General features: G+C 70.9%; 22 protein-coding genes. 13 read left to right on the top strand and 9 right to left on the bottom strand.

From position 1 onward, the window contains the following. The first annotated feature begins 15 nt into the window (after window positions 1-15). Complete coding sequence (locus OIE74_RS34855; protein WP_329390918.1) at window positions 16-669, top strand: HAD-IA family hydrolase; 654 nt, start codon at window positions 16-18, stop codon at window positions 667-669. A gap of 180 nt (window positions 670-849) precedes the next feature. Then, on the top strand, window positions 850-1,371 hold the full coding sequence (locus tag OIE74_RS34850) for an excalibur calcium-binding domain-containing protein (RefSeq protein ID WP_329390917.1): 522 nt from the start codon (window positions 850-852) through the stop codon (window positions 1,369-1,371). Between the two features lie 33 nt (window positions 1,372-1,404). Here OIE74_RS34850 and OIE74_RS34845 read toward each other — a convergent pair whose 3' ends face one another. Further along, complete coding sequence (locus tag OIE74_RS34845; protein ID WP_329390916.1) at window positions 1,405-2,652, bottom strand: acyl-CoA dehydrogenase family protein; 1,248 nt, start codon at window positions 2,650-2,652, stop codon at window positions 1,405-1,407. A gap of 153 nt (window positions 2,653-2,805) precedes the next feature. Between OIE74_RS34845 and OIE74_RS34840 the strand changes: the two genes are divergently transcribed. Continuing rightward, complete coding sequence (locus OIE74_RS34840; protein ID WP_329390915.1) at window positions 2,806-3,450, top strand: TetR family transcriptional regulator; 645 nt, start codon at window positions 2,806-2,808, stop codon at window positions 3,448-3,450. Between the two features lie 52 nt (window positions 3,451-3,502). On the opposite strand, the gene def is transcribed toward OIE74_RS34840, so the two are convergent. Further along, window positions 3,503-4,039 (bottom strand): peptide deformylase, encoded by a 537-nt coding sequence (def, locus tag OIE74_RS34835; RefSeq protein WP_329390914.1) that lies wholly within the window; start codon window positions 4,037-4,039, stop codon window positions 3,503-3,505. A gap of 306 nt (window positions 4,040-4,345) precedes the next feature. Here def and nagA point away from each other — a divergent pair, with 306 nt between their 5' ends. The 6 genes from nagA (at window position 4,346) to OIE74_RS34805 (ending at window position 10,430) form a co-directional block, all read left to right on the top strand. Next, the gene (gene nagA, locus OIE74_RS34830) at window positions 4,346-5,566 is read left to right on the top strand and encodes an N-acetylglucosamine-6-phosphate deacetylase (protein WP_329390913.1); all 1,221 of its coding nucleotides are present in this window, start codon (window positions 4,346-4,348) and stop codon (window positions 5,564-5,566) included. Between the two features lie 368 nt (window positions 5,567-5,934). After that, window positions 5,935-7,173 carry a MurT ligase domain-containing protein gene (locus OIE74_RS34825; RefSeq protein WP_329390912.1) on the top strand — a complete coding sequence of 413 codons (1,239 nt, stop codon included), beginning with the start codon at window positions 5,935-5,937 and terminating at the stop codon, window positions 7,171-7,173. Between the two features lie 32 nt (window positions 7,174-7,205). Further along, window positions 7,206-7,934, top strand: a complete 729-nt coding sequence (locus tag OIE74_RS34820) for a type 1 glutamine amidotransferase (protein WP_329390911.1) — start codon at window positions 7,206-7,208, stop codon at window positions 7,932-7,934. Between the two features lie 138 nt (window positions 7,935-8,072). Beyond that, window positions 8,073-9,098, top strand: a complete 1,026-nt coding sequence (locus tag OIE74_RS34815; RefSeq protein ID WP_329390910.1) for a 6-phosphofructokinase — start codon at window positions 8,073-8,075, stop codon at window positions 9,096-9,098. Between the two features lie 148 nt (window positions 9,099-9,246). Beyond that, the gene (locus OIE74_RS34810; RefSeq protein ID WP_329390909.1) at window positions 9,247-10,197 is read left to right on the top strand and encodes a cytochrome c oxidase assembly protein; all 951 of its coding nucleotides are present in this window, start codon (window positions 9,247-9,249) and stop codon (window positions 10,195-10,197) included. 68 nt (window positions 10,198-10,265) lie between these two features. Continuing rightward, window positions 10,266-10,430, top strand: coding sequence for a hypothetical protein (locus OIE74_RS34805; protein WP_329390908.1), 165 nt, complete (start codon window positions 10,266-10,268; stop codon window positions 10,428-10,430). Between the two features lie 38 nt (window positions 10,431-10,468). Here the strand turns inward: OIE74_RS34805 and OIE74_RS34800 are convergent, their stop codons facing one another. After that, the gene (locus tag OIE74_RS34800) at window positions 10,469-10,765 is read right to left on the bottom strand and encodes a winged helix-turn-helix transcriptional regulator (RefSeq protein ID WP_329392541.1); all 297 of its coding nucleotides are present in this window, start codon (window positions 10,763-10,765) and stop codon (window positions 10,469-10,471) included. On the opposite strand from OIE74_RS34800, the gene OIE74_RS34795 reads away from it, so the two are divergent. Beyond that, window positions 10,764-11,735: an NADP-dependent oxidoreductase gene (locus tag OIE74_RS34795; protein WP_329390907.1), complete on the top strand. Its 972-nt coding sequence runs from the start codon at window positions 10,764-10,766 to the stop codon at window positions 11,733-11,735. The two genes, OIE74_RS34800 and OIE74_RS34795, sit on opposite strands and share 2 nt — an antisense overlap. A 7-nt stretch (window positions 11,736-11,742) precedes the next feature. Here the strand turns inward: OIE74_RS34795 and OIE74_RS34790 are convergent, their stop codons facing one another. Next, window positions 11,743-12,216: a DUF2000 domain-containing protein gene (locus tag OIE74_RS34790; RefSeq protein WP_329390906.1), complete on the bottom strand. Its 474-nt coding sequence runs from the start codon at window positions 12,214-12,216 to the stop codon at window positions 11,743-11,745. Window positions 12,217-12,289: 73 nt separating this feature from the next. Between OIE74_RS34790 and OIE74_RS34785 the strand changes: the two genes are divergently transcribed. Both OIE74_RS34785 and rpmG read left to right on the top strand, forming a co-directional pair. Continuing rightward, a complete protein-coding gene (locus OIE74_RS34785) occupies window positions 12,290-12,790 on the top strand; it encodes an Lrp/AsnC family transcriptional regulator (protein WP_329390904.1) in 501 nt (166 codons plus the stop codon). A gap of 44 nt (window positions 12,791-12,834) precedes the next feature. Next, window positions 12,835-12,999 (top strand): 50S ribosomal protein L33, encoded by a 165-nt coding sequence (gene rpmG / locus OIE74_RS34780; RefSeq protein ID WP_329390902.1) that lies wholly within the window; start codon window positions 12,835-12,837, stop codon window positions 12,997-12,999. 48 nt (window positions 13,000-13,047) lie between these two features. On the opposite strand, the gene OIE74_RS34775 is transcribed toward rpmG, so the two are convergent. The 5 genes from OIE74_RS34775 to OIE74_RS34755 all read right to left on the bottom strand — a co-directional run bounded on the left by OIE74_RS34775 (window position 13,048) and on the right by OIE74_RS34755 (window position 16,528). Further along, window positions 13,048-14,208 (bottom strand): SPFH domain-containing protein, encoded by a 1,161-nt coding sequence (locus tag OIE74_RS34775; protein WP_329390901.1) that lies wholly within the window; start codon window positions 14,206-14,208, stop codon window positions 13,048-13,050. A gap of 70 nt (window positions 14,209-14,278) precedes the next feature. After that, on the bottom strand, window positions 14,279-14,500 hold the full coding sequence (locus OIE74_RS34770) for a hypothetical protein (RefSeq protein ID WP_189109429.1): 222 nt from the start codon (window positions 14,498-14,500) through the stop codon (window positions 14,279-14,281). Window positions 14,501-14,638: 138 nt separating this feature from the next. Next, window positions 14,639-15,094: a hypothetical protein gene (locus OIE74_RS34765; RefSeq protein WP_329390888.1), complete on the bottom strand. Its 456-nt coding sequence runs from the start codon at window positions 15,092-15,094 to the stop codon at window positions 14,639-14,641. A 77-nt stretch (window positions 15,095-15,171) separates the two neighbouring features. Next, a complete protein-coding gene (locus OIE74_RS34760) occupies window positions 15,172-15,741 on the bottom strand; it encodes a COG4315 family predicted lipoprotein (protein ID WP_329390886.1) in 570 nt (189 codons plus the stop codon). A 187-nt stretch (window positions 15,742-15,928) separates the two neighbouring features. Beyond that, window positions 15,929-16,528 (bottom strand): hypothetical protein, encoded by a 600-nt coding sequence (locus tag OIE74_RS34755; protein WP_329390883.1) that lies wholly within the window; start codon window positions 16,526-16,528, stop codon window positions 15,929-15,931. A 1,829-nt stretch (window positions 16,529-18,357) separates the two neighbouring features. Between OIE74_RS34755 and OIE74_RS34750 the strand changes: the two genes are divergently transcribed. Next, on the top strand, window positions 18,358-21,210 hold the full coding sequence (locus OIE74_RS34750; protein ID WP_329390880.1) for a helix-turn-helix transcriptional regulator: 2,853 nt from the start codon (window positions 18,358-18,360) through the stop codon (window positions 21,208-21,210). The last annotated feature ends 195 nt before the right edge of the window (window positions 21,211-21,405 follow it).

Below are 21,405 nucleotides of genomic sequence, written 5' to 3'. Positions count from 1 at the left end.
GACGAGGGAGTGCGCATGGGCGGGATCACAGTGGTGTGGTGCGACTTCGGTGGCGTTCTCACGCCACCGATCGACGAAGCGTTCGCCCGCGTGGTCGCGGCCGCCGCGGTGCCGGCGAGGGAGTTGCGTGCGGCTTCCGAGACCGTCGCCGCGGACATGGGACTCACCGGTGTGGCACCCCTCGAACTCGGCCTGCTCAGCCAGGCCGAGTGGGGCCGCCGCGTCACCGCCGCCCTGGCGCCCCGGTGGCGTCCCCGCGTCGACCTCGGCCGATTCGGGGACTACTTCTATGCCGACCGCGAGCTGAACCTCGCGCTGTTCGACCACCTCGTGCGACTGCGCGGCCAGGGGGTGCGGCTCGGCCTGCTGACCAACAGCGTCCGCGAGTGGGAACCGCACCGGGCGGCCATGCTGGCCGCCGCAGGTCGCTCCGCCGCCGTGTTCGACGCCGTGGTGCGCTCGCACGAGGTCGGCGTCGCCAAACCGGACGAGGCGATGTTCAGTCTCGCCGAGGCTGTCTTCGGCACACCGCCCGAGCAGTGCCTGCTGATCGATGACACGGCGGCCAACTGCGCGGCCTCCCGCCGCCGCGGCTGGACTGCCGTCGCACACCTCGACACCGAACGCACCGTCGCGGCCCTCGCCCGACGCGTACCGCGGAGACGGTGATCACCTCCTAGGAGCGCGATACCGCCTCCGGCTCGCCACAGAGGCCATGGGCGCGAAGACCGGCATCACCACCCGTCCATGACTTCATCACGTTTTCGCCACAACGGGCCCGATGTCCCTACAAGGGGGCAAGTCGCCTCGCTACGGTCATCCCCTCACGAAGCCGCCCTTGGGGGACACATGAGTTTTTCGCCACCTGCCGCGCCCGGTCCCAACCCGTACGTCGGGCCGCCGACACCGCCGCCCGGCCGTCCGAAGTGGACACGGAAGCGGGTGCTGTTTCCCGTGGTCGCGGTGCTGTTCTTCCTGGGCGTCGGCATCGGCTCCTCGGGCGACACGACACGGACGGAGAACACGGCCGACGCGAAGCCGGGTGCCACGGCGACGGTGACCGCCACCGCGACGGCCACCCCCGAACCCGCGGCGACGGAGACGGTGACGGCCACCCCGAAGCCCGCGCCGACCGTCACCGAGACGAAGACCGTCAAGGTCACCGGCGCGCCCGCCGCGGACGACGACAACGGCGACAGCGGCGGGTCGACCGGCTCGGGAGGCTCGGACACGGGCGGCTCCGGAGGCGGCTCCACGTACTACGCCAACTGCACGGCCGTCCGGGCCGCAGGCGCCGCCCCCATCCGCAGGGGCGACCCCGGCTACGGCTCGCATCTGGACCGCGACGGCGACGGCATCGCCTGCGAGTGAGCCGCCAGGGCCGGCCGATCGAGAAGACAGGCTCTAGCGGATCGGCATCCCCGACAGCGTGCGCGCGATGACCAGGCGCTGGATCTCGCTGGTGCCCTCGAAGATCGTGTAGATCGCGCTGTCGCGGTGCATCCGCTCCACCGGGTACTCCCGTGTGAAGCCGTTGCCGCCGAGGATCTGCACCGCCCGCGCGGTGACCTCCTTCGCCGTCTCGCTCGCGTACAGCTTCGACATGGAGCCCTCCGCCGCGGTGAAGGGCTTGCCCGTGGCCGCCATCCAGGAGGCGCGCCAGACGAGCAGCCGGGCGGCGTCGATCCGGGTGCGCATGTCGACGAGCTGGAACGCGATGCCCTGGTTGTCGATGATCGGGCGGCCGAACTGGCTGCGGGTCTTGGCGTAGTCGAGCGCCACCTCGTACGCCGCTCGTGCCGTGCCCACCGCCATCGCGCCGACCGCCGGGCGTGAGGCCTCGAAGGTCGCCATGGCCGCGTTCTTCACCCGCTCACCGCCGCTGGTCCCCGACCCGTCGGCCCCCGCCCGCGCCTCGCGGGCGCGGGCCAGCCGCTCGTCCAGCTTCTCCTTGCCGCCCAGCAGGCAGTGGCCCGGGACGCGGACGTCCTCCAGGACGACCTCGGCCGTGTGCGAGGCGCGGATGCCGTGCTTCTTGAACTTCTGCCCCTGGGAGAGACCGGGCGTCGCGGGCGGGACGATGAAGGACGCGTGCCCCTTGGAGCCGGCCTCCGGGTCCACCACGGCGACCACGACATGCACATTGGCGATACCGCCGTTGGTCGCCCAGGTCTTGGTCCCGTTGAGGACCCACTCGTCCTTCGCCTCGTCGTAGACCGCGCGGGTGCGCATCGCGGCGACGTCCGATCCGGCGTCGGGCTCGGAGGAGCAGAACGCGGCGACCTTCACGTCGTCCGCGTCGCCGTACATCTGCGGTATCCAGGTGCCTATCTGCTCCTCGGTGCCGTTGGCGAGCACACCGACGGCGGCGAGTCCGGTGCCGACGATCGACAGGGCGATGCCCGCGTCACCCCAGAACAGTTCCTCCATCACCATCGGGATGGAGAGGCCCGTGGGGTCGAAATACTGCTGTGCGTAGAAGTCGAGGGAATAGACACCGACCTTGGCGGCTTCCTGGATGACGGGCCAGGGAGTCTCCTCCCGCTCGTCCCACTCGGCGGCGGCCGGGCGGATGACATCGGCGGCGAACCCGTGCAGCCAGTCGCGTACCTGCTTCTGGTCATCGTTGAGTTCGAACGTGAACTCGGCCATCGTCATCCTCCAGCACTGCTGTTACTTACGGTAACAACAGTCTGTTACCGGCAAGTAGAGGATGTCAACCTGCGGCAGGCTGATCTGCGGGGGTGGTGGCCTTGGTGTTACGTTGCCGGGGCGTCACGGAATCGCACGGGCGGGGAGACACCCATGGGGACCACACAGCAGGCCGACCAGCACCGTTCCGCCCATCAGCGGCGCCGCCAACTCCTGGAGGCCGCCGACCGGGTGGTGCTGCGTGACGGGCCGAAGGCCTCCATGAACGCGATCGCGGCCGAGGCCGGCATCACCAAGCCGATCCTCTACCGCCACTTCGGCGACAAGGGCGGGCTCTACCGCGCCCTGGCGAAGCGTCATACGGACGCGCTGCTCAGCGCGTTGAAGGCGGCGCTGGACGCCCCCGCCGACCGCCGCGAGCGGGTGGAGGCCACGCTCGACACGTATCTCGCGGCGATCGAGGCACGCCCGCAGGTGTACCGGTTCCTGATGCACCCCGCCGAGGACAGCCAACTCCCCGAGCAGGGCTTCGACGTGGGCCGGCACTCCGCGCCGCTGCTGCGCCGGCTCGGCGAGGAGTTGGCCATCGTCATCGAGGAGCGGGTCGACCTCGGCCCGGAGAGCGCCCAGTTGGCCCGCGTCTGGGGCCATGGGATCGTCGGCATGATGCACGCGGCGGGTGACTGGTGGCTCGGCGAACGCCCTTGCTCCCGCGCCCAGTTGGTGAGCAGCCTGGCGGATCTGCTGTGGGGCAGGCTGTCGGCGGTGGCCGACCGGGCGGGCAGCCCGGGGCTCTGAGCACGCCCCGGGCTCCGAGCACGCCCGGCCGACGGTACGACGGGGTACGGCGTCAGCTCCAGGACGCGCGCCGCGCCGCCCGCAGCAGCCTGGCCCGCCGCAGACCCGTCAGCCGGTCCGCGTAGACAAGCCCCTCCAGATGGTCGCACTCGTGCTGGAGACAGCGCCCGAAGAACCCGGTGCCGGCGATCCGCACGGGCACGCCGTCCACCGTCACGCCCTCCACCACCGCGTGGTCGAACCGCTCCGTGCCCGCTTCGAGTCCGGGCAGCGAGAGGCAGCCCTCGGGCCCTCGTACGGTGACCCCGTCCGCCTCCACGAGGCGGGGATTGACGACGTGTCCGAGGTGGCGGACGTCCTCGTCGTCGGGGCAGTCGTACACGAACACCTGTAGCGGTACGCCGATCTGGTTCGCCGCGAGACCGACCCCGCTCGCCCGGTACATCGTCGCGAACAAGTCGTCGACCAGCCGCGCGAGTTGTGGCCCGAAGTCCGTGACGGGCCCACAGGGTGCGTGCAGGACCGGGTCGCCGAGCAGCCGCAGAGGACGGACCCGTCCGGCGCTGCCGGGGATCGGCCGGTTTCGCATGGTCTTGACGCTCCGTCCCGGCCGACCGCCGGCGCACCGGCCGTCGGTGGGTGCCGGGTTCGCTCGTCGCCGTCGCGCCAGGGTACGTCGTCGCCCGGGGCGAGAGCCTCACGGGTGTGCCGTCACGTTTACCTGAACGTGATGTGCCACATGTCTGGTTTTCATCGCTCGCCTGTGTCACCTTCGGCGCCGACCGCGCGCTCGTCGCCAAGCACGCCGCCGGGGTCGACAGGTCGACATGGGCGTCCCGGGCCATGACTTCGGCGGCTTCCGGGGCTGGGTGCGCACCTTCGGAGCCTCGCGCGTGTGCGCGCGGGCCGCGGTGGACGCGCTGCTGGGCACGCGATGACGGCGGGCCGTCCGGAACAGGGGCCGGAAGGCACCGGCGGGCGGCTGTTCACCGGCGGCAGGCTCGTCACGCCCGACGCCGGTGTCCTGGACGGGTGGCTCCTCGTACGGGACGGCCGTATCCACTCGGTGGGTACGGGCGCCCCGCCCGGCGGGCCCGCGAGCGTAGTGGATCTGGGCGGCCGGACCGTCGTGCCGGGGTTCGTGGACCCGCACTGCCACGGCGGCGCCGGGCACTCGGTCTACACAGGGGATCCCGCCGCCGTACGGGGGGCGGCGGCGGGTCATCTCGCGCGGGGTACGACCACGATGCTGGCGTCCGTCGCGACGGTCGAGCCGGCTGCGATGGAGACAGCCGTACGCGCGGTCGCGTCGGTCATCGACGACGGGTCGGCGCCCAGTCTGGCCGGCACCCATTTCGAGGGCCCGTTCCTGTCGCCCCTGCGGCGCGGCGCGCAGACCCGCTCCGCGCTGCGCGACCCCGACCCGGACCTGCTGGCACGACTGATCGACGCGGCGGGCGGGCACGCGGTGTCGATGACCGTGGCGCCGGAACTGCCGGGCGCGCCGGAGCTGATCCGCGCATACGCGGACGCGCTGGTCTGCTGTCTGGGTCACACCGACGCGGACGCGGACCGGTTCGCGCGGGCCGCCGATCTCGGTGCCCGCGCGGTGACGCATCTCTTCAACGCGATGCCGCCGCCGCACCACCGGGAGCCGGGCCCGGTCGCCGCCGCGCTGCTGGACCGGCGGCTGGTCTGCGAACTCGTCCTGGACGGGCACCATCTGGCCGACGACACCGTCCGGCTGGCCCACCGGGTGGCGGGGCCCGACCGGCTGATGCTGGTCAGTGACGCGATGCCGGCGGCGGGCATGCCGGACGGGGAGTACGCCTTCGCGGACCGCGAGGTGACCGTCGCGGACGGGGTGGCCACGCTGCGTGGCACCGACACGCTCGCCGGGTCGACGCTGTTCGTGGCGGAGGCGTTCCGCAGAGCCGTGACGACGGTGGGCATCCCGCTGCCGGACGCGGTCCGGATGACGTCCGGCACCGCCGCCCGGCTGCTCGGTCTGAGCGACCGGGGCGAACTGCGGCCGGGCCTGCGGGCGGACCTGGTGGAGCTCGGCCCGGACCTGCGACCCGCCCGCGTATGGCTCGGCGGTGTGGAGGTGGGGTGAACATCCGGTTCAAGACCTGGTCGTCGGCGCGGATGTGACGGACCGTCGGGGATCGGCCGAGGCGTCGGGCCGTCCGGTGTGGTCCACCGCCGCCGGGCACGGCCCGACGGCACACCGCGCGGCGGCAGGACCGGCGGGAATGGGGCCGTACGCCGTGCGAACACCGGGCGCCGCCGGGAAAACGCCCAGCTCTCCGGGCCGGGAACCGCCGCACCGCGGCCCCCGGCGGCTCTCCGGCGCGCCCGCCCTGCGGCTTCGTTCAGGCGTACGTGTGACAACGATCGGTCCCTTCGCAGGTGCCGTGGTTCGGGCCTGTGCGCGTATCTCGATAGGCTGAGCCCGGACCGACGCGAGGAGGATCAAGGACGATGGCAGGCAACACGGACCCGCTGTCGCCACGGGCCAAGCTGGCCGTGACGGCAGGCAAGGCCGCAGCGGCGGTGTCGCGCGCTGCGGGACGCGGCAGCGGATCGGTGATCGGCGGCAAGGTGGCGTTGCGGCTCGACCCGGATCTGCTGGCGGCTCTCGCACAGCATCTGGACGTCGTGCTCGTGTCGGCGACGAACGGCAAGACGACCACGACACGGCTGATCGCCGAGGCCCTGCGGGCCAGCGGCCCCGTGGTGTCGAACGCGCTGGGCGCGAACATGCCGGCCGGCATCACCTCCGCCCTCGCCGGCGGTTCGGACGCCAAGTACGGCGTGATCGAGGTCGACGAGAAGTACCTCGCCGGTGTCGCGCGCGACACCACGCCCAAGGCGATCGCCCTGCTCAACCTCTCCCGCGACCAGCTCGACCGCGCCGCCGAGACCCGCATGCTCGCCGAGCACTGGCGTGAGGGCCTGGCCGGTACGAAGGCCGTGGTCATCGCCAACGCCGATGACCCGCTGGTCGTCTGGGCCGCCTCGTCGTCCCCGAACGTGGTGTGGGTCGCCGCCGGACAGGAGTGGAAGGACGACGCCTGGTCCTGCCCCGCGTGCGGCGGTGTGATGCAGCGGCCCGGCGACGACTGGTTCTGCGGCCAGTGCGGCTTCCGCCGGCCCGCGCCGAGCTGGGCACTGCACGGCGAGCACGTCCTGGACCCGCACGGCTCCGCCTGGCCGATCCACCTCCAGCTGCCGGGCCGCGCGAACCGCGCGAACGCCGCCACCTCCGCCGCCGTCGCGGCCACGTTCGGCGTGCCCCCGCAGGTCGCCCTGGAGCGGATGTACCAGGTGCAGGCCGTCGCCGGCCGGTACGACGTGGTGTCCTTCCTCGGCCGTGACCTGCGGCTGCTGCTGGCGAAGAACCCGGCGGGCTGGCTGGAGACGTTCTCGCTCATCGACCCGCCGCCCACTCCCGTCATCCTCGCGGTCAACGCCCGCGGCGCCGACGGCACGGACACGTCCTGGCTGTGGGACGTCGACTACACCCGGCTGGCCGGTCACCCGATCTTCGTCATCGGCGACCGCAAGCTGGACCTGGCGGTGCGTCTTGAGGTCGCGAACCTGGACTTCCGGGTGTGCGCGACCGCCGACGAGGCCGTGCAGATGGCACCCCCCGGACGCATCGAGGCGATCGCGAACTACACGTCCTTCCAGGACCTGCGCCGCCGTGTCGGCAACTGAGACAGATGAAGTCGGAGAGGGAGGAGCGAAGAATGAGTGACAACAGTCTGCGGCTGGTGTGGATCTACCCGGACCTGCTGAGCACCTACGGCGACCAGGGCAACGCCCTGGTGGTGGAGCGCCGCGCCCGGCAGCGGGGTCTCGACGTCACGCGCGTGGACGTCCGCAGCGACCAGGCCGTACCGACCTCGGGCGACATCTATCTCATCGGCGGCGGCGAGGACCGGCCGCAGCGGCTCGCCGCCGAGCGGCTGCGCCGTGACGGCGGTCTCAACCGGGCGGTGTCCAACGGCGCGATCGTGTTCTCGGTCTGCGCCGGCTACCAGATCCTGGGCCACGAGTTCGTCAACGACCTGGGCGAGCGCGAGGGCGGTCTCGGGCTGCTCGACGTGATCTCCACCCGTGGCGAGGGCGCGCGCTGCGTCGGAGACGTACTGGGCGACATCGACCCCCACCTGGGGCTGCCGCCGCTGACCGGTTTCGAGAACCACCAGGGCATCACCCATCTCGGCCCGAGCGCCCGGCCGTTCGCGCGGGTCTCGCTCGGCGGGGGCAACGGCACGGGTGACGGCACGGAGGGCGCGTACAACGACACGGTCTTCGGTACGTACATGCACGGCCCGGTCCTGGCCCGGAATCCGCTGATCGCCGATCTGCTGCTGAAGCTGGCGCTCGACGTCAACGCGCTCCCGCCGGCCGACGACCGCTGGTACGAGGCGCTGCGCGCCGAGCGGATCGCCGCCGCGACGCAGCCGGCCTGACGTCTTCCGTTCAACCGAGGGGTGTCCAGCAGTCGGACGCCTGGTTCGGCCCCGCCACTCCGCGCCGGTAGGGTGGCGGGGATTCAGCCGGACGACGGGGTCCGGCCGTCGGCCCACGTTGCAAAGGTTCTCCGGGCAATGCGAATTGGTGTGCTCACCTCCGGCGGCGACTGCCCCGGTCTCAATGCGGTGATCCGGTCCGTGGTGCACCGCGCCGTCGTCGACCACGGTGACGAGGTCATCGGCTTCCATGACGGGTGGAAGGGTCTGCTGGAGTGCGACTACCGCAAGCTCGACCTCGACGCGGTCGGCGGCATCCTGGCCCGTGGCGGCACGATCCTCGGTTCCTCCCGGGTCCAGCCCGCGCATCTGCGTGACGGTGTGGAGCGCGCGAAGGGGCATGTGGCCGACCTGGGTCTCGACGCGATCATCCCGATCGGCGGCGAGGGCACGCTGAAGGCCGCCAACCTCCTCTCCGAGGCGGGGCTGCCGATCGTCGGCGTACCGAAGACCATCGACAACGACATCTCCTCCACGGATGTGACCTTCGGCTTCGACACCGCCGTCGGTGTCGCCACGGACGCGCTGGACCGGCTGAAGACCACCGCCGAGTCCCACCAGCGCGTCCTGATCGTGGAGGTCATGGGGCGGCAGACGGGCTGGATCGCGCTGCACTCGGGCATGGCCGCCGGTGCGCACGCCATCGTCGTCCCCGAGCGGCCCTTCGACATCGGGGAGCTGACCGAGCTGGTCGGCAAGCGGTTCTCGGCGGGCAAGCGGTTCGCGATCGTGGTGGTCGCCGAGGGCGCCAAGCCCCGTGAGGGCTCGATGGAGTTCGACGCGGGCGGCAAGGACATCTACGGGCACCAGCGCTTCGCGGGCGTCGCCAGGCAGCTTTCCGTCGAGCTGGAGGAGCGTCTGGGCAAGGAGGCGCGGCCGGTGATCCTGGGCCACGTCCAGCGCGGCGGGACGCCGACCGCGTACGACAGGGTGCTGGCGACCCGCTTCGGCTGGCACGCGGTGGAGGCGGCGCACCGCGGCGAGTTCGGCATGATGACGGCGCTGCGCGGCACGGACATCCTGATGGTGCCGCTCGCGGAGGCCGTCGAGACGCTGAAGACGGTGCCGGCCGAGCGCTACGCCGAGGCGGAGTGCGTGCTCTGAGGCGCTGAGCCTTCGCGTCCGCGGCTGAACCGCCCGCGTTCGTACGACGAACCGCCCCCGGCCGCGAACGGCGCCGGGGGCGGTTCTACTCTGGTCCCGGGTGCGGACACATCGCCCCATTCGGGATCGTCGCGGTGGGAGAGCACGTATGGATCACGGCGAGCACGGCACGACCATGGATCTGCCGCCGTTCACGCTGGGCCGCGCGCTGGAGTTCTCGCTCGACACCTTCTTCCTGGTCGGATGTCTGCTGGCGCTGGCGCTGTACGGGTGGGGCGTCCTGCGGCTGCGCGCCAGGGGCGACAGCTGGTCGCCGGGCCGCACTGTCCCCTTCGTGCTCGGCGTGCTGAGTGTGGCCCTGGTGATGTGCACCGCGCTGAACGACTACGGCATGGTCATGTTCAGCGTGCACATGGTCCAGCACATGGTGATCAGCATGGTCTCCCCGATCCTGCTGCTCCTGGGCGCGCCGGTGACCCTGGCGCTGCGGGCGCTGCCGGTCGCGGGCCGGGGCCGCAAGGGGCCGCGTGAGCTGCTGCTGGCGCTGCTGCACAGCCGGTTCCTGCGGTTCGTGTCGCATCCCGCCTTCACGATCCCGCTGTTCATCGCGAGCCTCTACGGTCTCTACTTCACCTCGCTCTTCGACTTCCTCATGGAGTCGAAGCCGGGGCACATCGCGATGATGGTGCACTTCCTGGCCGTCGGGCTGGTCTTCTTCTGGCCGATCATGGGCGTGGACCCGGGGCCGCACCGGCCCGGTTATCTGATGCGGATGCTGGAGCTGTTCGCCGGGATGCCGTTCCACGCGTTCTTCGGGATCGCGCTGATGATGGCGAGCGAGCCGATGGTGCGGGCGTACGAGAATCCCCCGGCGTCCCTGGGCATCGACGCGCTCGCCGACCAGAACGCCGCCGGCGGCATCGCCTGGGCGTTCAGCGAGATCCCGTCCGTGCTCGTGCTGATCGCGCTGGTGTACCAGTGGTACCGGTCCGACCAGCGCCAGGCGAAGCGCTCGGACCGGGCCGCCGACCGGGACGGTGACAAGGAGCTGGCCGCGTACAACGCCTACCTCGCGTCGTTGCAGACACGCGGACGGTAGCGCGGAAGCCACCTTTCGGGTGACGATGGTCCTTACGGCCACGGTCACGGCCGCTGAGGAGGTCGCCCATGTCCGGGTCCGGATCCACGAAGGCGATGGGGGTCATCACCGTCGGCGCGCTGGTGGTCGTGACGGCCTACACGGCGGCGCTGGGGAGCAGCGGCTGGCTCTGGTTCGGGTGGGTGGTACTGGTGCTGGTGACGCTCGCGATGGTCGCCGCCGGCGGCAACTGACGCGGGCCGCCGGCCGTCGGTCGGCCGCGGTCAGCCGGTCACTCGGTCACCGGTGAGAGACCCGGCTCGAGTGTGCGCATCTCGTCCAGGTCCGCGAGTCGGCGCAGGGTGCTGGTGAGCACTTTGGGGCTGACCCCCTGGAGCCGCCGCTGGAGGGCGCCGAAGCGCTGCGGGCCCTCTTCGAGGGCACCGATGGCGAGGGCGGCCCAAAGCAGTGCCCCTTGCGGGAAAGCAGTACCCGGGGAGTACTTTCGCGGTGTCGAAGATCCACCGACCGGGACCGGCGTCCTCGGCGCTCCCCCGGCACGCACTCTTTCAGGAGACTTCACCGACATGAGCAGTGAGCCGACCATGCGCGCGATCATCCAGAACTCCCTCGGCGGGCCCGAGGTGCTGCGCCTCTCCGACCGCCCGCGGCCCCGCCCGGTCCCGACCGAGGTGCTGGTACGGGTGCACGCGGCCGGCGTGAACCCGGTCGACTGGAAGTCGCGCGAGAGCGGCGGCATGGCCGGTCTCCTCGGCGCTCCCCCGTTCGTCCTGGGCTGGGACGTGTCCGGTGTGGTGGAGGAGGTCGGCTTCGGTGTGCACACGCTGAAGGTGGGCGACGAGGTGTACGGGATGCCCTGGTTCCCGCGGCCCGCGTCCGCGTACGCCGAGTATGTGACCGCGCCCTCACGGCAGTTCGCGCTCAAGCCCCGCACGCTCGACCACAACACGGCCGCCGCCGTGCCGCTCGCAGGCCTGACGGCCTGGCAGTCGCTGGTGGACGCGGCGCACGTGGAAGCAGGGCAGCGGGTGCTGATCCACGCGGCGGCGGGCGGCGTGGGGCATCTGGCGGTGCAGTTCGCGAAGCACCTCGGGGCGTATGTCATCGGGACGGCGAGCGCCGCGAAGCACGACTGGCTGCGCGAACTGGGCGCGGACGAGGTCGTGGACTACACCCGGGTCCGCTTCGAGGAGGCCGTGAGCGACGTCGACGTCGTCATCGACCTGGTGGGCGAGGGGCACGACGCGACGACCAGCCGCTCGCTGGAGACCCTGCGGCCGGGCGGCACGATCGTCGCCGTCCCGTCCGGCGTCGCGCCGGAACTGCTCGACACCGCGCGGGCGCGGGGGCTGAACGCGACCGCCTTCCTGGTGGAGCCGGACGGCGTCTCCCTCACCCGCATCGCCGGACTGATCGACGAGGGCGTCGTACGCGTCGAGGTGGAGGGCGTCCTGCCGCTGGCGGACGCGGCCGAGGCACACCGGCGGGTCCAGGAGGGACGGACGCGCGGGAAGATCGTGCTGAGCGTCACCTCCTGACGGGCCGTCAGCGCAGCAGGGGCAGTTTGCCGACGAGCTTGCCGATCCGGTTGCGCGGGCCGACGAGGCCGACCGCGAGATAGGTCAGATCCTCGTGCTTGGTACCGGCGAGCAGGCCGAGGTACTCGTCGTAGATCCGGGACGTCTGCGCGGGCTCCGGCATGTCGACCACGAAGACGTCCTCCTTGGCGGTCGCCTTCTCCCGCAGGGCGTGGAGGGTGGCGGCGTCGGCGGCCAGGACGGAACAGCCCGCCCAGGGCAGCCCCGGGTGCAGCTGCCCCGAGCCGTCCCGGCCGTCGCCCCCTAGCAGGTCGGGCAGGGCCCTGCCGACGGCGGCGGCCGTACAGACCGCCGCGTTCACCGCGCGCCCGGCGGGCAGGGACTCGTCGATGACGACGACCCACTTGAGCGGGGCCTGGCGGGTGGAGAGGCCGGTCGTCGCGTCGTGAGCGAGCTGAGAGATGTCGTTCTGAACGGTCATGCCTCAGAACGGTAGGCAGTCATGCGTACGATGGGGAGTTCCGGCGCACTTCGTACGTCCGAGGGGCAGAAACATGGAACTTGATGCGCTCGACTGGGCTCTGCTGCGGGAGCTCCAGCACGATGCACGGCAGACCAACCGCGATCTCGCCGCCAAGACCGGCGTCTCCCCCTCCACCTCGCTGGAGCGGGTCAAGATCCTCCGCGAGCGGGGCGTGATCGACGGGTTCCACGCGTCGCTCGACCTGGAGTCGGTGGGCCGCCCCGTACAGGCGCTGATCTCCGTACGGATCAGACCGCCGTCCCGGCCCGTGATCGAGGGGTTCCGCGAGTGGGCGGCGGGGCTGCCGGAGACCATCGGGCTGTTCGTGACATCGGGCCCGCACGATTTCCTCCTGCATGTGGCCGTCCCCGACGTCGACGGGCTGTACGCCTTCGTCATCGACCGTCTCACCGAGCGCCGCGAGGTCGCGGACGTGCAGACGACGATGGTCTACGAGCACGTCCAGTCGCGGTCGATCTCGCGGCCGGCCGAGGAGAGCCGGCGGCGGGGTGCGGGACGACGGAAGCGGTGAGCGGGCCATTTTGGAAATGGGAACCATTATCGTATGATGTGCTCATGGCACACAACGAACTCCGTCCGGTCATCAAGCTCCGCTCCACCGCGGGCACCGGCCACACGTATGTCACCCGCAAGAACCGCCGCAGCGACGCGGACCGTCTGGTCCTGCGCAAGTACGACCCGGTCGCCCGTCGGCACGTCGACTTCCGCGAAGAGCGCTGACCACTGATCACGAGGGGCTTCCCGCCCGAGGCGGGAAGCCCCTCTTCGTCAGTTGGCGGTGTCCGCCTTCACCGGTGCCTGTCCGTTCACGTTGGGCGCCGCCTCCCGGCTCTGCTCCGCCGGTGCCCGGGTCGAACCGCCCCGGTGCTGGAGCGAGTTGAGGATGGTCATGCCCTGGCCGACGAGCCCCGCCGCCATCTCGTTGACACCGTCGGTGCCGTTGAGGACGGTGAGGTTGGAGTCCGCCAGGCCCTTCGCCGCCGCGTCGGCGAGCTCCGGGAGCACCTCCACGACACGGTTGGCCGCGAGAAGCTCCTGGTTCCCCTCCCGCAGCGAGAGGGCGCGCGCGGTGTTCGCGTCGGCCTGCGCCTGCGCGAGCGTCCGCTGACGGTACGCCTCCGCGTCCGCCGGGCGCCTGACCTCCGCCTCCAGCCGCTGGGCCGCCAGCATCGCCTGCCGCTCGGCCAGCGCCGTCTGCTCCTCGATGACGTCCTGCGACGCCTTCGCCTGAGCGAGCGGTCCGGCCTGGGAGGCGCGGGCCCGTACCTGCTCCGTCTCGGCCTGGAAGCCGGCGCGCTTGATCGAGGTGTCCCTCTCGTACTCGGCCTTCAGCGCCTCCGCCTGCTGCTCGCGCTCGGCGGCCTCCTGGTCGGCCCTGGCCGCGGCGATACGGGCCTGGCTCGCGACAGCCGCGGCGTGCGGCGCCGCCAGGTTGTTGATGTAGCCGGTGGCGTCCTCGATCTCCTGGATCTGGAGGGCGTCGACGACGATGCCGAGCTTCTCCATCTCGCTGTGGCTGGCCGCCTTCACCTCCTGGGCGACCCGGTCCCGCTCGCGGATGATCTGCTCGACGGTCAGTCCACCGACGATGGACCGCAGGTGACCGGCGAAGATCCGGCCCACCAGCTCCTCCATCCGGTCCTGCTCGGCGAGGAAACGCCGGGCCGCGTTGGCGATCGACACCGCGTCGTCACCGACCTTGAAGACGGTCACCGCGCGCACCGTCAGCCGGATGCCCTGCTGGGTGACACAGTCCTCGGCTATCTCCGCCTCCCGCAACGCCAGGGACAGCATGCGGGCCTTCTGCTTGATGGGTAGAACGAAACTGCCGTGACCGGTGACTATCCGGAACTGGGTGTCCTGGACCTGCCGTTTGGAACCGGAGATGAGCATCGCCTCGTTCGGTGCTGGAACGCGCCAGAACAACATGAGGGAACTCCTGTCCTCACTGCACACTCGCACTCATACGCCGTGATCGGTCTCGGTGGGCTTCCGGGCTTCAGTCGGGAAGGGGCTCCACCATCACCGAGCGGGCCGAGACACGGTCGGTCACCAGGACCCGTACGTTCGTGGCGATCGGCCGGTCGCACCAGGCCGCGTAGGCTTCGGAACCGCCGCGTACGGCCACCAGTACTTCTCCGGGGCCGTCCGGCGGGATCGGGACCGTGATGCGTCCGACCGCTCCCACCGGGCTCTGCGCGGAGTCATCTGTGACGGACATGAATCGTTGCCCTCACCTCCAGCGCTCAGCACGCCCCCGGTAATCTCAGGCTACTCCGGGGCCGCGCGGATGGCCGGTCAAGGATGTGTCGACGGGCGGTCGGCCGGACCCGCGGGCCGGGCGGACCGGTGATCCGGGTCAGTACAGACGTCTGCCCCGGGGACGGAAGATCAGCAGATACGCCGTGGCCACGACGGCGATCGCCTCGACCACGACGGTGGCCTGCTTCTCGCCGAACCAGATCGGTTCGTACATGTTCGGGAACGGGCCGAGGACGCCGACGTTCACGTACCGGTACACGAGCAGGAGCGCGAGTCCGCCCGCCGCCACCGCCCAGGCGTAGGCGTCGCCCAGGAACCGGCGCCAGACGAGGACGAGCAGCGCGGCCAGCGCGGAGAGGCCCGCCTCGATCCGGAAGAGGTCGCCCTGGCTGATGTCCTCGCTGATGCCGTCGTACTGGGGCGCGAGATCCGCGTGGTAATACGCGTCGAGGGCCAGGGCCGCCGCCGCGAGCACCCGGACCACACCCCGCACGATGCGGCCCGCGCCGCCCCTGCGCCGGGGCGCGGCGTGCGCGGGGGTCTGTGATGACATGGAGGTCTCCATTCGCGCCCCCGGGGACGGAGCCGCCTGCCGGGCTCCGAGTGGTCATGGACCGGAGCTGCCGGCGATCAGTAACCGCCGCCGCCGCTGCTGTTCCCGGAGTTCTTGGTGATCTTCTTGCCGTCGGGGCCCATGACGTACCACTTGGCGCCGAACGCGTTGAGGCCCTGCCCGTTGGTCTGGCCGGCCTTCGTGTCGTCGGCGAAGTGGTAGAGCGGGCGTCCGTTGTAGGTCACCTGCATGCTGCCGTCGTCGCGCTTGGTGGTCTTCAGCAGATTGCCCTTGACCCCGCTGCCCGCGGCCGGCGTCGTCTTGACGGTGAACGGCGGCCACTGCTGGGCACACGCGCCGTTGCACATCGACTTGTTCTTCGTGTCCTTGTCGAACTCGTAGAGCGTCATGCCCTTGTTGTCGACGAGAATCTTGCCGAGGGAGTTGTTGTTCTTGACGTCGACATTCGGGGTCGCTGACGACGACACCGCCGGGACCACCTCGGCCTCACGCCTGTCCGCCTGGCTGCCGGTGTCGGTGTCGGCGGCGCTGCCGTTGTCGCCACCGCCGTCCGAACAGCCGGCCGCCGCGGTGGCGAGCAGCAGGGCGGAGGCCAGCGCGGTGACTGTCCTGGTGTGCCGTCTCATCAGGGACTCCTCGATCGTCGGCCGCCCGCGCGGGCAGCACGCGGCCCGCCCGATCGGGGCCGCTCGCCCCAAGTGCACAGCAGGGCCGAGGGACCGGCCACCTGGGCTGGGCCGTCGGAGTGCGGCCCGGCCGGGACCGAGGAGTACCGAGGAGTTGGGGTGGGGACGGGGCGCCCGAGGCGTCCGGTCAGGCTTCCTCGAAGTAGGCGTCGAGCACCGCGTCGAGGTCGGCCGTCCACTTCTTGAGGCTGCTCCGCGAGGGTGCGTCGACCTCCGACTGGTAGTGACGGCGGCCGGTGGTGTGCAGGGTCACGGTGAACCGGCGGGTGAACCTGGGGGTCTCGATCTCCACGGCGCCGATCTCGTCCCAGCCGAACTCCGCCTCGGTCTCGTCGAGCCGGAGGCGGACGCCGGTGCGGTCGGCGGTCATCGAGGCGCGGCGGTCGCTGATGTCGAAGACGGGACCGTCCTTGTCGACGTCGGCGTCGGTGTCGGTGTCGCCGTCCTCCGGGGCGTCCTTGTTGAAGGAGACCGCCGCGTCCGTGTCGTCCGCGTCGTCCGCCTTGTCGTCGGTCTCCGCTTCGGGGTCGGCGACGGCCGGTGCCTTGGAGGTCTCGGCCTCCTCGGTCGGCTCTTCGGCCTTCTCCTCGTCGGCGGCCTCCTGAGGAACGTCCTTGGCTGCGTCGTCAGCCTCCTCTACGAGGCGGGGTGCCATGAGCCCAGGGATGAATCCGGGATCGGTTCCCGCGGCGGGTACGGGCTGGATTATCGGATCGATGCGCTCCACGGCTGGCAGTATGGCCGATAAACCTGTGCGAGGAACACTCGGTAGGCGCAGGACCGGCCAATTGCGGTGAATGTGACGAGTCGCATGCCGTTTGAGGGCGAGTACCGGCCTATTCCCGACATGGACCCCGATGACGGGGGTCGAGAGCGTCGGCCGGTACGACGAGGCCGTGTGAGGAACTCCAAGCCCGTGCCGTACGGCGGGACATGACGGCCCGCGAGGTGGCCGACGAGGGTCCCCGGCCGGGCGTAGGGGGCGGATGCCGGGGGTTCGAGGCTCGCGCCCATGTGCCGAGGCGCCGACGGCGCGCGATCCGACCTGGGCGCGAGCCTGGCCATGCGGATACGCCCCCTACTCACCCCCTATTTATTTACCCCTATTTCCCAACCCCTATTTCGGTTCCGCTTGCGGCCGCGGTCCATCCTGACGGGCACGTTCCGGTCTTGGGGAGCGAAGGAGGGTGGCCGATCCCCGCCCGGTCTCGCGGCTCCGCAGCGGTCGCCCGGCCCGGCGGCGGAGCCCGGATCCGACAGCCCACCTGCGGGGCGCTGTTCGGGGGCGCCGAACTCGGCGAGTTCAACAACGCCGATGCGCTATGTTTTCACCACGGGAGCGCCCTCGCCCGAACGGGCCGTCCCGTCGCCCGCAAGTACCCGCACGTGACCGGTATCCCCTGCCCGGGGTGGACTATGGCGCGAGGGAAAAGGCGTGACTATTGTTTTTCAACAGCAAGGTAAACAGCCCCGCCGCGCGCCGCTCGCGCCCCCGCGCGCCTGCTATCTTCAATTCCGCGCCGCCCAGCCGCCGTCGGCCTTGCGCCCACCGCACTATCCGCCGCAAACGGAATGCCGGGGCTCGCGCACTTCTCCGACCAGGGCATACAGCCGGGCATCTTAAGGCCAACAGCCGTTCATCCCGTGCGCACAAAAGGTCCGTCCGCCGCACGCTTCGCTCCGCCATCGTCGTGCGGGAAAAGCGCGCGGGGATGTCCGGACCCTAGGCGAGCCGATTTGCCAAGGGAGCACGCTCGGCGCGTTTGTGCGCGGGGCGATTCGGCCGCGCGCCGCTCGGGGTCCACCAGGACCACACCCCCGGGACCTGAGCCCCTCCCGCCGCCTCACCAGGGCGTTCACACGGTCACCGCGCGGACCGCGGTGGATTCACGGGGTCTTCAACTCCCGTTCTCCGTACCGGGAGTCAGTCGTCCCCCGAGTCCGCCGGCCGCTCCGCGCGATCCTGTCGGCCCCGTCGCGGCGGTCTCCGTACGTACGCACCGGGAGCCGCGTCGCGGCTGCACCACTCGGGCCCTGCGAACTCACCGGTAACACCGACTTCACCTATCCGCGTGATGAACACGTCACGGCCGGAACCCTTCGCGTATGGATTCCGTCTAGGTCGCCGGGGGCAGATCGTCGCTGGTCTTCAGGGTTTTGGCCGAAAGCAAGCCGACGCGCTTGAATCGGCGACGGAAGCGTTTTTTGGTAACCGCGACCGACGGTGAGGACCGTATCGTAGTACAGGCAGTCCGTGAAGCGGCCGACTCCGGGTGTCGGCACCCGCCCAATTCGCCCCGTACAGCAGCAGACCCGGCTCTGCGGACCCTCGAAAGTTCCCCTACGGGCCGGTAATCGCCGCCAAGGTTACTAGGAGATTTCGCACAGCGGCACTTACCACTCCCTAGCGCGACAGCGCTTATCCTATCGCCGGGTGGTGACCGAATACGGTCACTATGCTTCTCATATTGACGACTGGGTTCCGTTTCTGGGTGCGCCGGAAACAGAGACCAGCCTGCACGACCAAAAGGTGTAAACAGGGGGGGAAGGCTCGTAGTGTTGAAGGAACGGGACAAGATACTCGAACAGCTCGACGATCTGCTGATCCAGTCCACGCGAGGCAGGGGGGCCATCGCCGCGATCAGCGGTTCGACCGCGGTCGGGAAGACCACGACACTCAACGCACTGGCGGAGCGGGCGACTTCGGCGGGCACCATCGTGCTCAGCGTGGTGAGTTCACCCCACGAGCGCGAGGTTCCGTACAGCGCCCTCGCCCAGCTCCTGCACTCGATCGAAACGCAGTGCATCGCCACCGAGGGTCCGGGCAACGGGGGCCCGCGCACTCTCCGTACCGGCAGGGCGGCCGATGTGGCCGCCGCGCTCGCCCCGCCCGGGGCCCACGACGACCCGCTGGCCGTCGCCCGGCGGACCTACCAGGTCATCGCCGAACTGACCACCTGGCACCCCGTGCTCATCACGGTGGACGACATCCAGCACACCGACACCGCCACCCTGACCTGCCTGCGCCACCTGGCGCAGCGGCTGACCCAGCTCTCGCTCACGCTGGTCTTCACGCACGGTGTCTCCGTCGACGAGCAGCCGGCTCGGGTCCTGGACGACCTGCTGTACCGGACCAGCGCGCGCCACTTCCATCTGGAGCCGCTCACGCGCGTGGACCTCATGGGGCTGGCCGCGAGCCGGCTCCCGGTCCTGCCGTCGGACCGGCTCGTCGTGGAGATCCACCGGCTGAGCGGTGGAAACCCGCTGCTCGCGCTGGCGCTCATCGAGGAGCACCGGCTGCGCGCGGCGTCCGAGTCCGCCCCGGGGCCGGTCCCGCAGCAGACCGAGGGCCCCGGCCGCCAGACGACCACCGAGGGCGGGGCGTCGATCGGCCCCGTCTTCTATCAGGCGGTCCTCGCCTATCTGCACCGGCTCGGTCCGCGCGCGGTCCGGGTCGCCCGGTGTGTCGCCCTGCTGGACGAGGCGACCACACCTCTTCTGCTCAGCCGCCTGAGCGGTATCGACCCCGAACTGCTGAAACGTTATATACGGCTGTTCACCAGCATGGGGGTGCTGGAGGGCGCGCGGCTGCGGCACGCGGGCGTGCGGCAGGCGGTCCTCGGTGAGATGCCGCACGGCGAGGCGACCCAGCAGCGCTACCGCGCCGCCTGCCTGTTGAACGAGGGCGGGGCGCCGCCGCAGGCAGTCGCCATGCATCTGCTCAACGTCGGCCCGCTGCACGACGGATGGGTGCTGCCCGTCCTGCAGGAGGCCGCGTCGCACGCCATGGAGGACGGGGACGTACCGCAGGGCATCCGGTATCTGGAGCTGGCCTGCGAGTGCTCGTCGGACGAGGGACAGCGGCTGTCGGCCAAGTCCCTCTACGCGTTCGGCCAGTGGCAGCTCAGGCCCGCGGAGTCCGGCCCGCACTTCCGCGCGCTCAAGGGCCCCATCCTCGAAGGGAAGCTCGCGGGCAACGACGCCCTGTGGGTCGCCGAGGGGATGCTGTTCCACCTCAACTTCGACGAGGCACTGGAAGTTGTCGACCACGTCAACACCGGCGACGAGGACCTGTCGAACGCGCTGCACAGCACCCGGATGCTGATGGCCGCCGAGGTCCCCGGTCTGCTCGAACGACTGAGCCGTCCGCTCCCGGCCACCACCGCCCCGGCGACGTCCCACGCGGAATTAAGGGCACGCCACGCCCTCGCCCTCGTCCTTGAGAACGGCGCCGACAAATACGCCGTCGCCCTGGCGGAGCAGGTGTTCCAGGGCAGCCAGAGCCGGTCGACATCGAGACTCAGCGGTCTGCCGAAGGCGCTGCTGGCCCTGTGCTACGCAGATCAACTCGACGCCGCCGCCACGTGGTACGAGCTGGTCGCGGCCGAGATGGAAGGACATGAGGCCCCCGGCTGGCGCGCCCAGATCGAAAGCGTCGGCGCGCTCCTCTCACTGCGGCGCGGACGGCTGGCGGACGCCGTACGCCAGGCGGAGACGGCGTACGCCCGGCTGTCCGGGCCGAGGTGGAACGTCAGCAGCGCGCTGGCGCTGACCGTGCTCGTCGAGGCCCACACCGCCATGGGCAACCACCAGGCCGCGGCGAAGCACTTGGCGGCCGAGCCGCCGCCGGCGCTCTTCCTCACCCGGGCGGGGCTGCACTACCTGTACGCGCGCGGCCGTCACCACCTCGCGACGGGCAACACGTATCTCGCGCTGTCGGACTTCCAGGAGTGCGGCACGCTGATGCGGCGCTGGGACATCGACACCCCCGCCCTGGCGCCCTGGCGGCTCGGAGAGGCCGAGGTGTGGCTGCGGCTGGGCGACCGGGAGCAGGCGGCCCGGCTCGTCGAGAAGCAGCTCGCCAATCCCGACAACGGGCTCACCCGCTCGCGCGGGATGACCCTGCACACCCTGGCGCTGGTCCAGGCGACCGCGAAGCAGCCCTCGATCCTGCGGGACGCCTTCCGGCTGCTGGAGGCGAGCGGCGCGCGTTACGAGGCGGCGGCTGTCCTGGCCGATCTCAGCCGCGCCTACCAGCAGTTGGGCGACAAGCGGGCGCGGCCGACCGCGCGGCGCGCGTGGCGGCTCGCCAAGAGCTGCCAGGCGGAGTCGCTCTGCCAGGCGCTGCTTCCGACGTCCATGCCGCAGAACATGGACACCAGGCCGGCCGAGGGGTCCCGCGGTCCCGACCGGGTGGCCCAGGACAGTTTCGGCACCCTCAGCGAGTCCGAACGACGCGTCGCGATGCTGGCCGCGCAGGGGTACGCCAACCGTGAGATCGCCGAGAGGCTGTTCATCACGGTCAGCACCGTGGAACAGCATCTGACCCGCGTCTACCGCAAGATGGGCATCAGGAACCGCGAGCAGCTCCTCCAGGGAGCACACGCGGTCAGCTACGAGTCCGTCTGATCCGTATCCCCCCAAGGGGCCCCGTCCGCCTGCCCGTTCTCCAACGGGCGGGCGGACTTGTGTTTGTACGGAGGGCCGGGAGACGGACGTCTCCAGGGGTACCCCCTGACAACGCCGTCCTAGGGGGCTCTACGGGTAGCTGGGGGCGAGCGGGGGAGATGATGATCGTTCCCTCAAGACGAACGCCTGCCCGGC

Origin of the sequence: Streptomyces sp. NBC_01716 (assembly GCF_036248275.1) — a bacterium.
In the GTDB taxonomy this organism is placed as follows: domain Bacteria; phylum Actinomycetota; class Actinomycetes; order Streptomycetales; family Streptomycetaceae; genus Streptomyces.
This window is presented reverse-complemented; position numbering and strand designations above follow the sequence as displayed.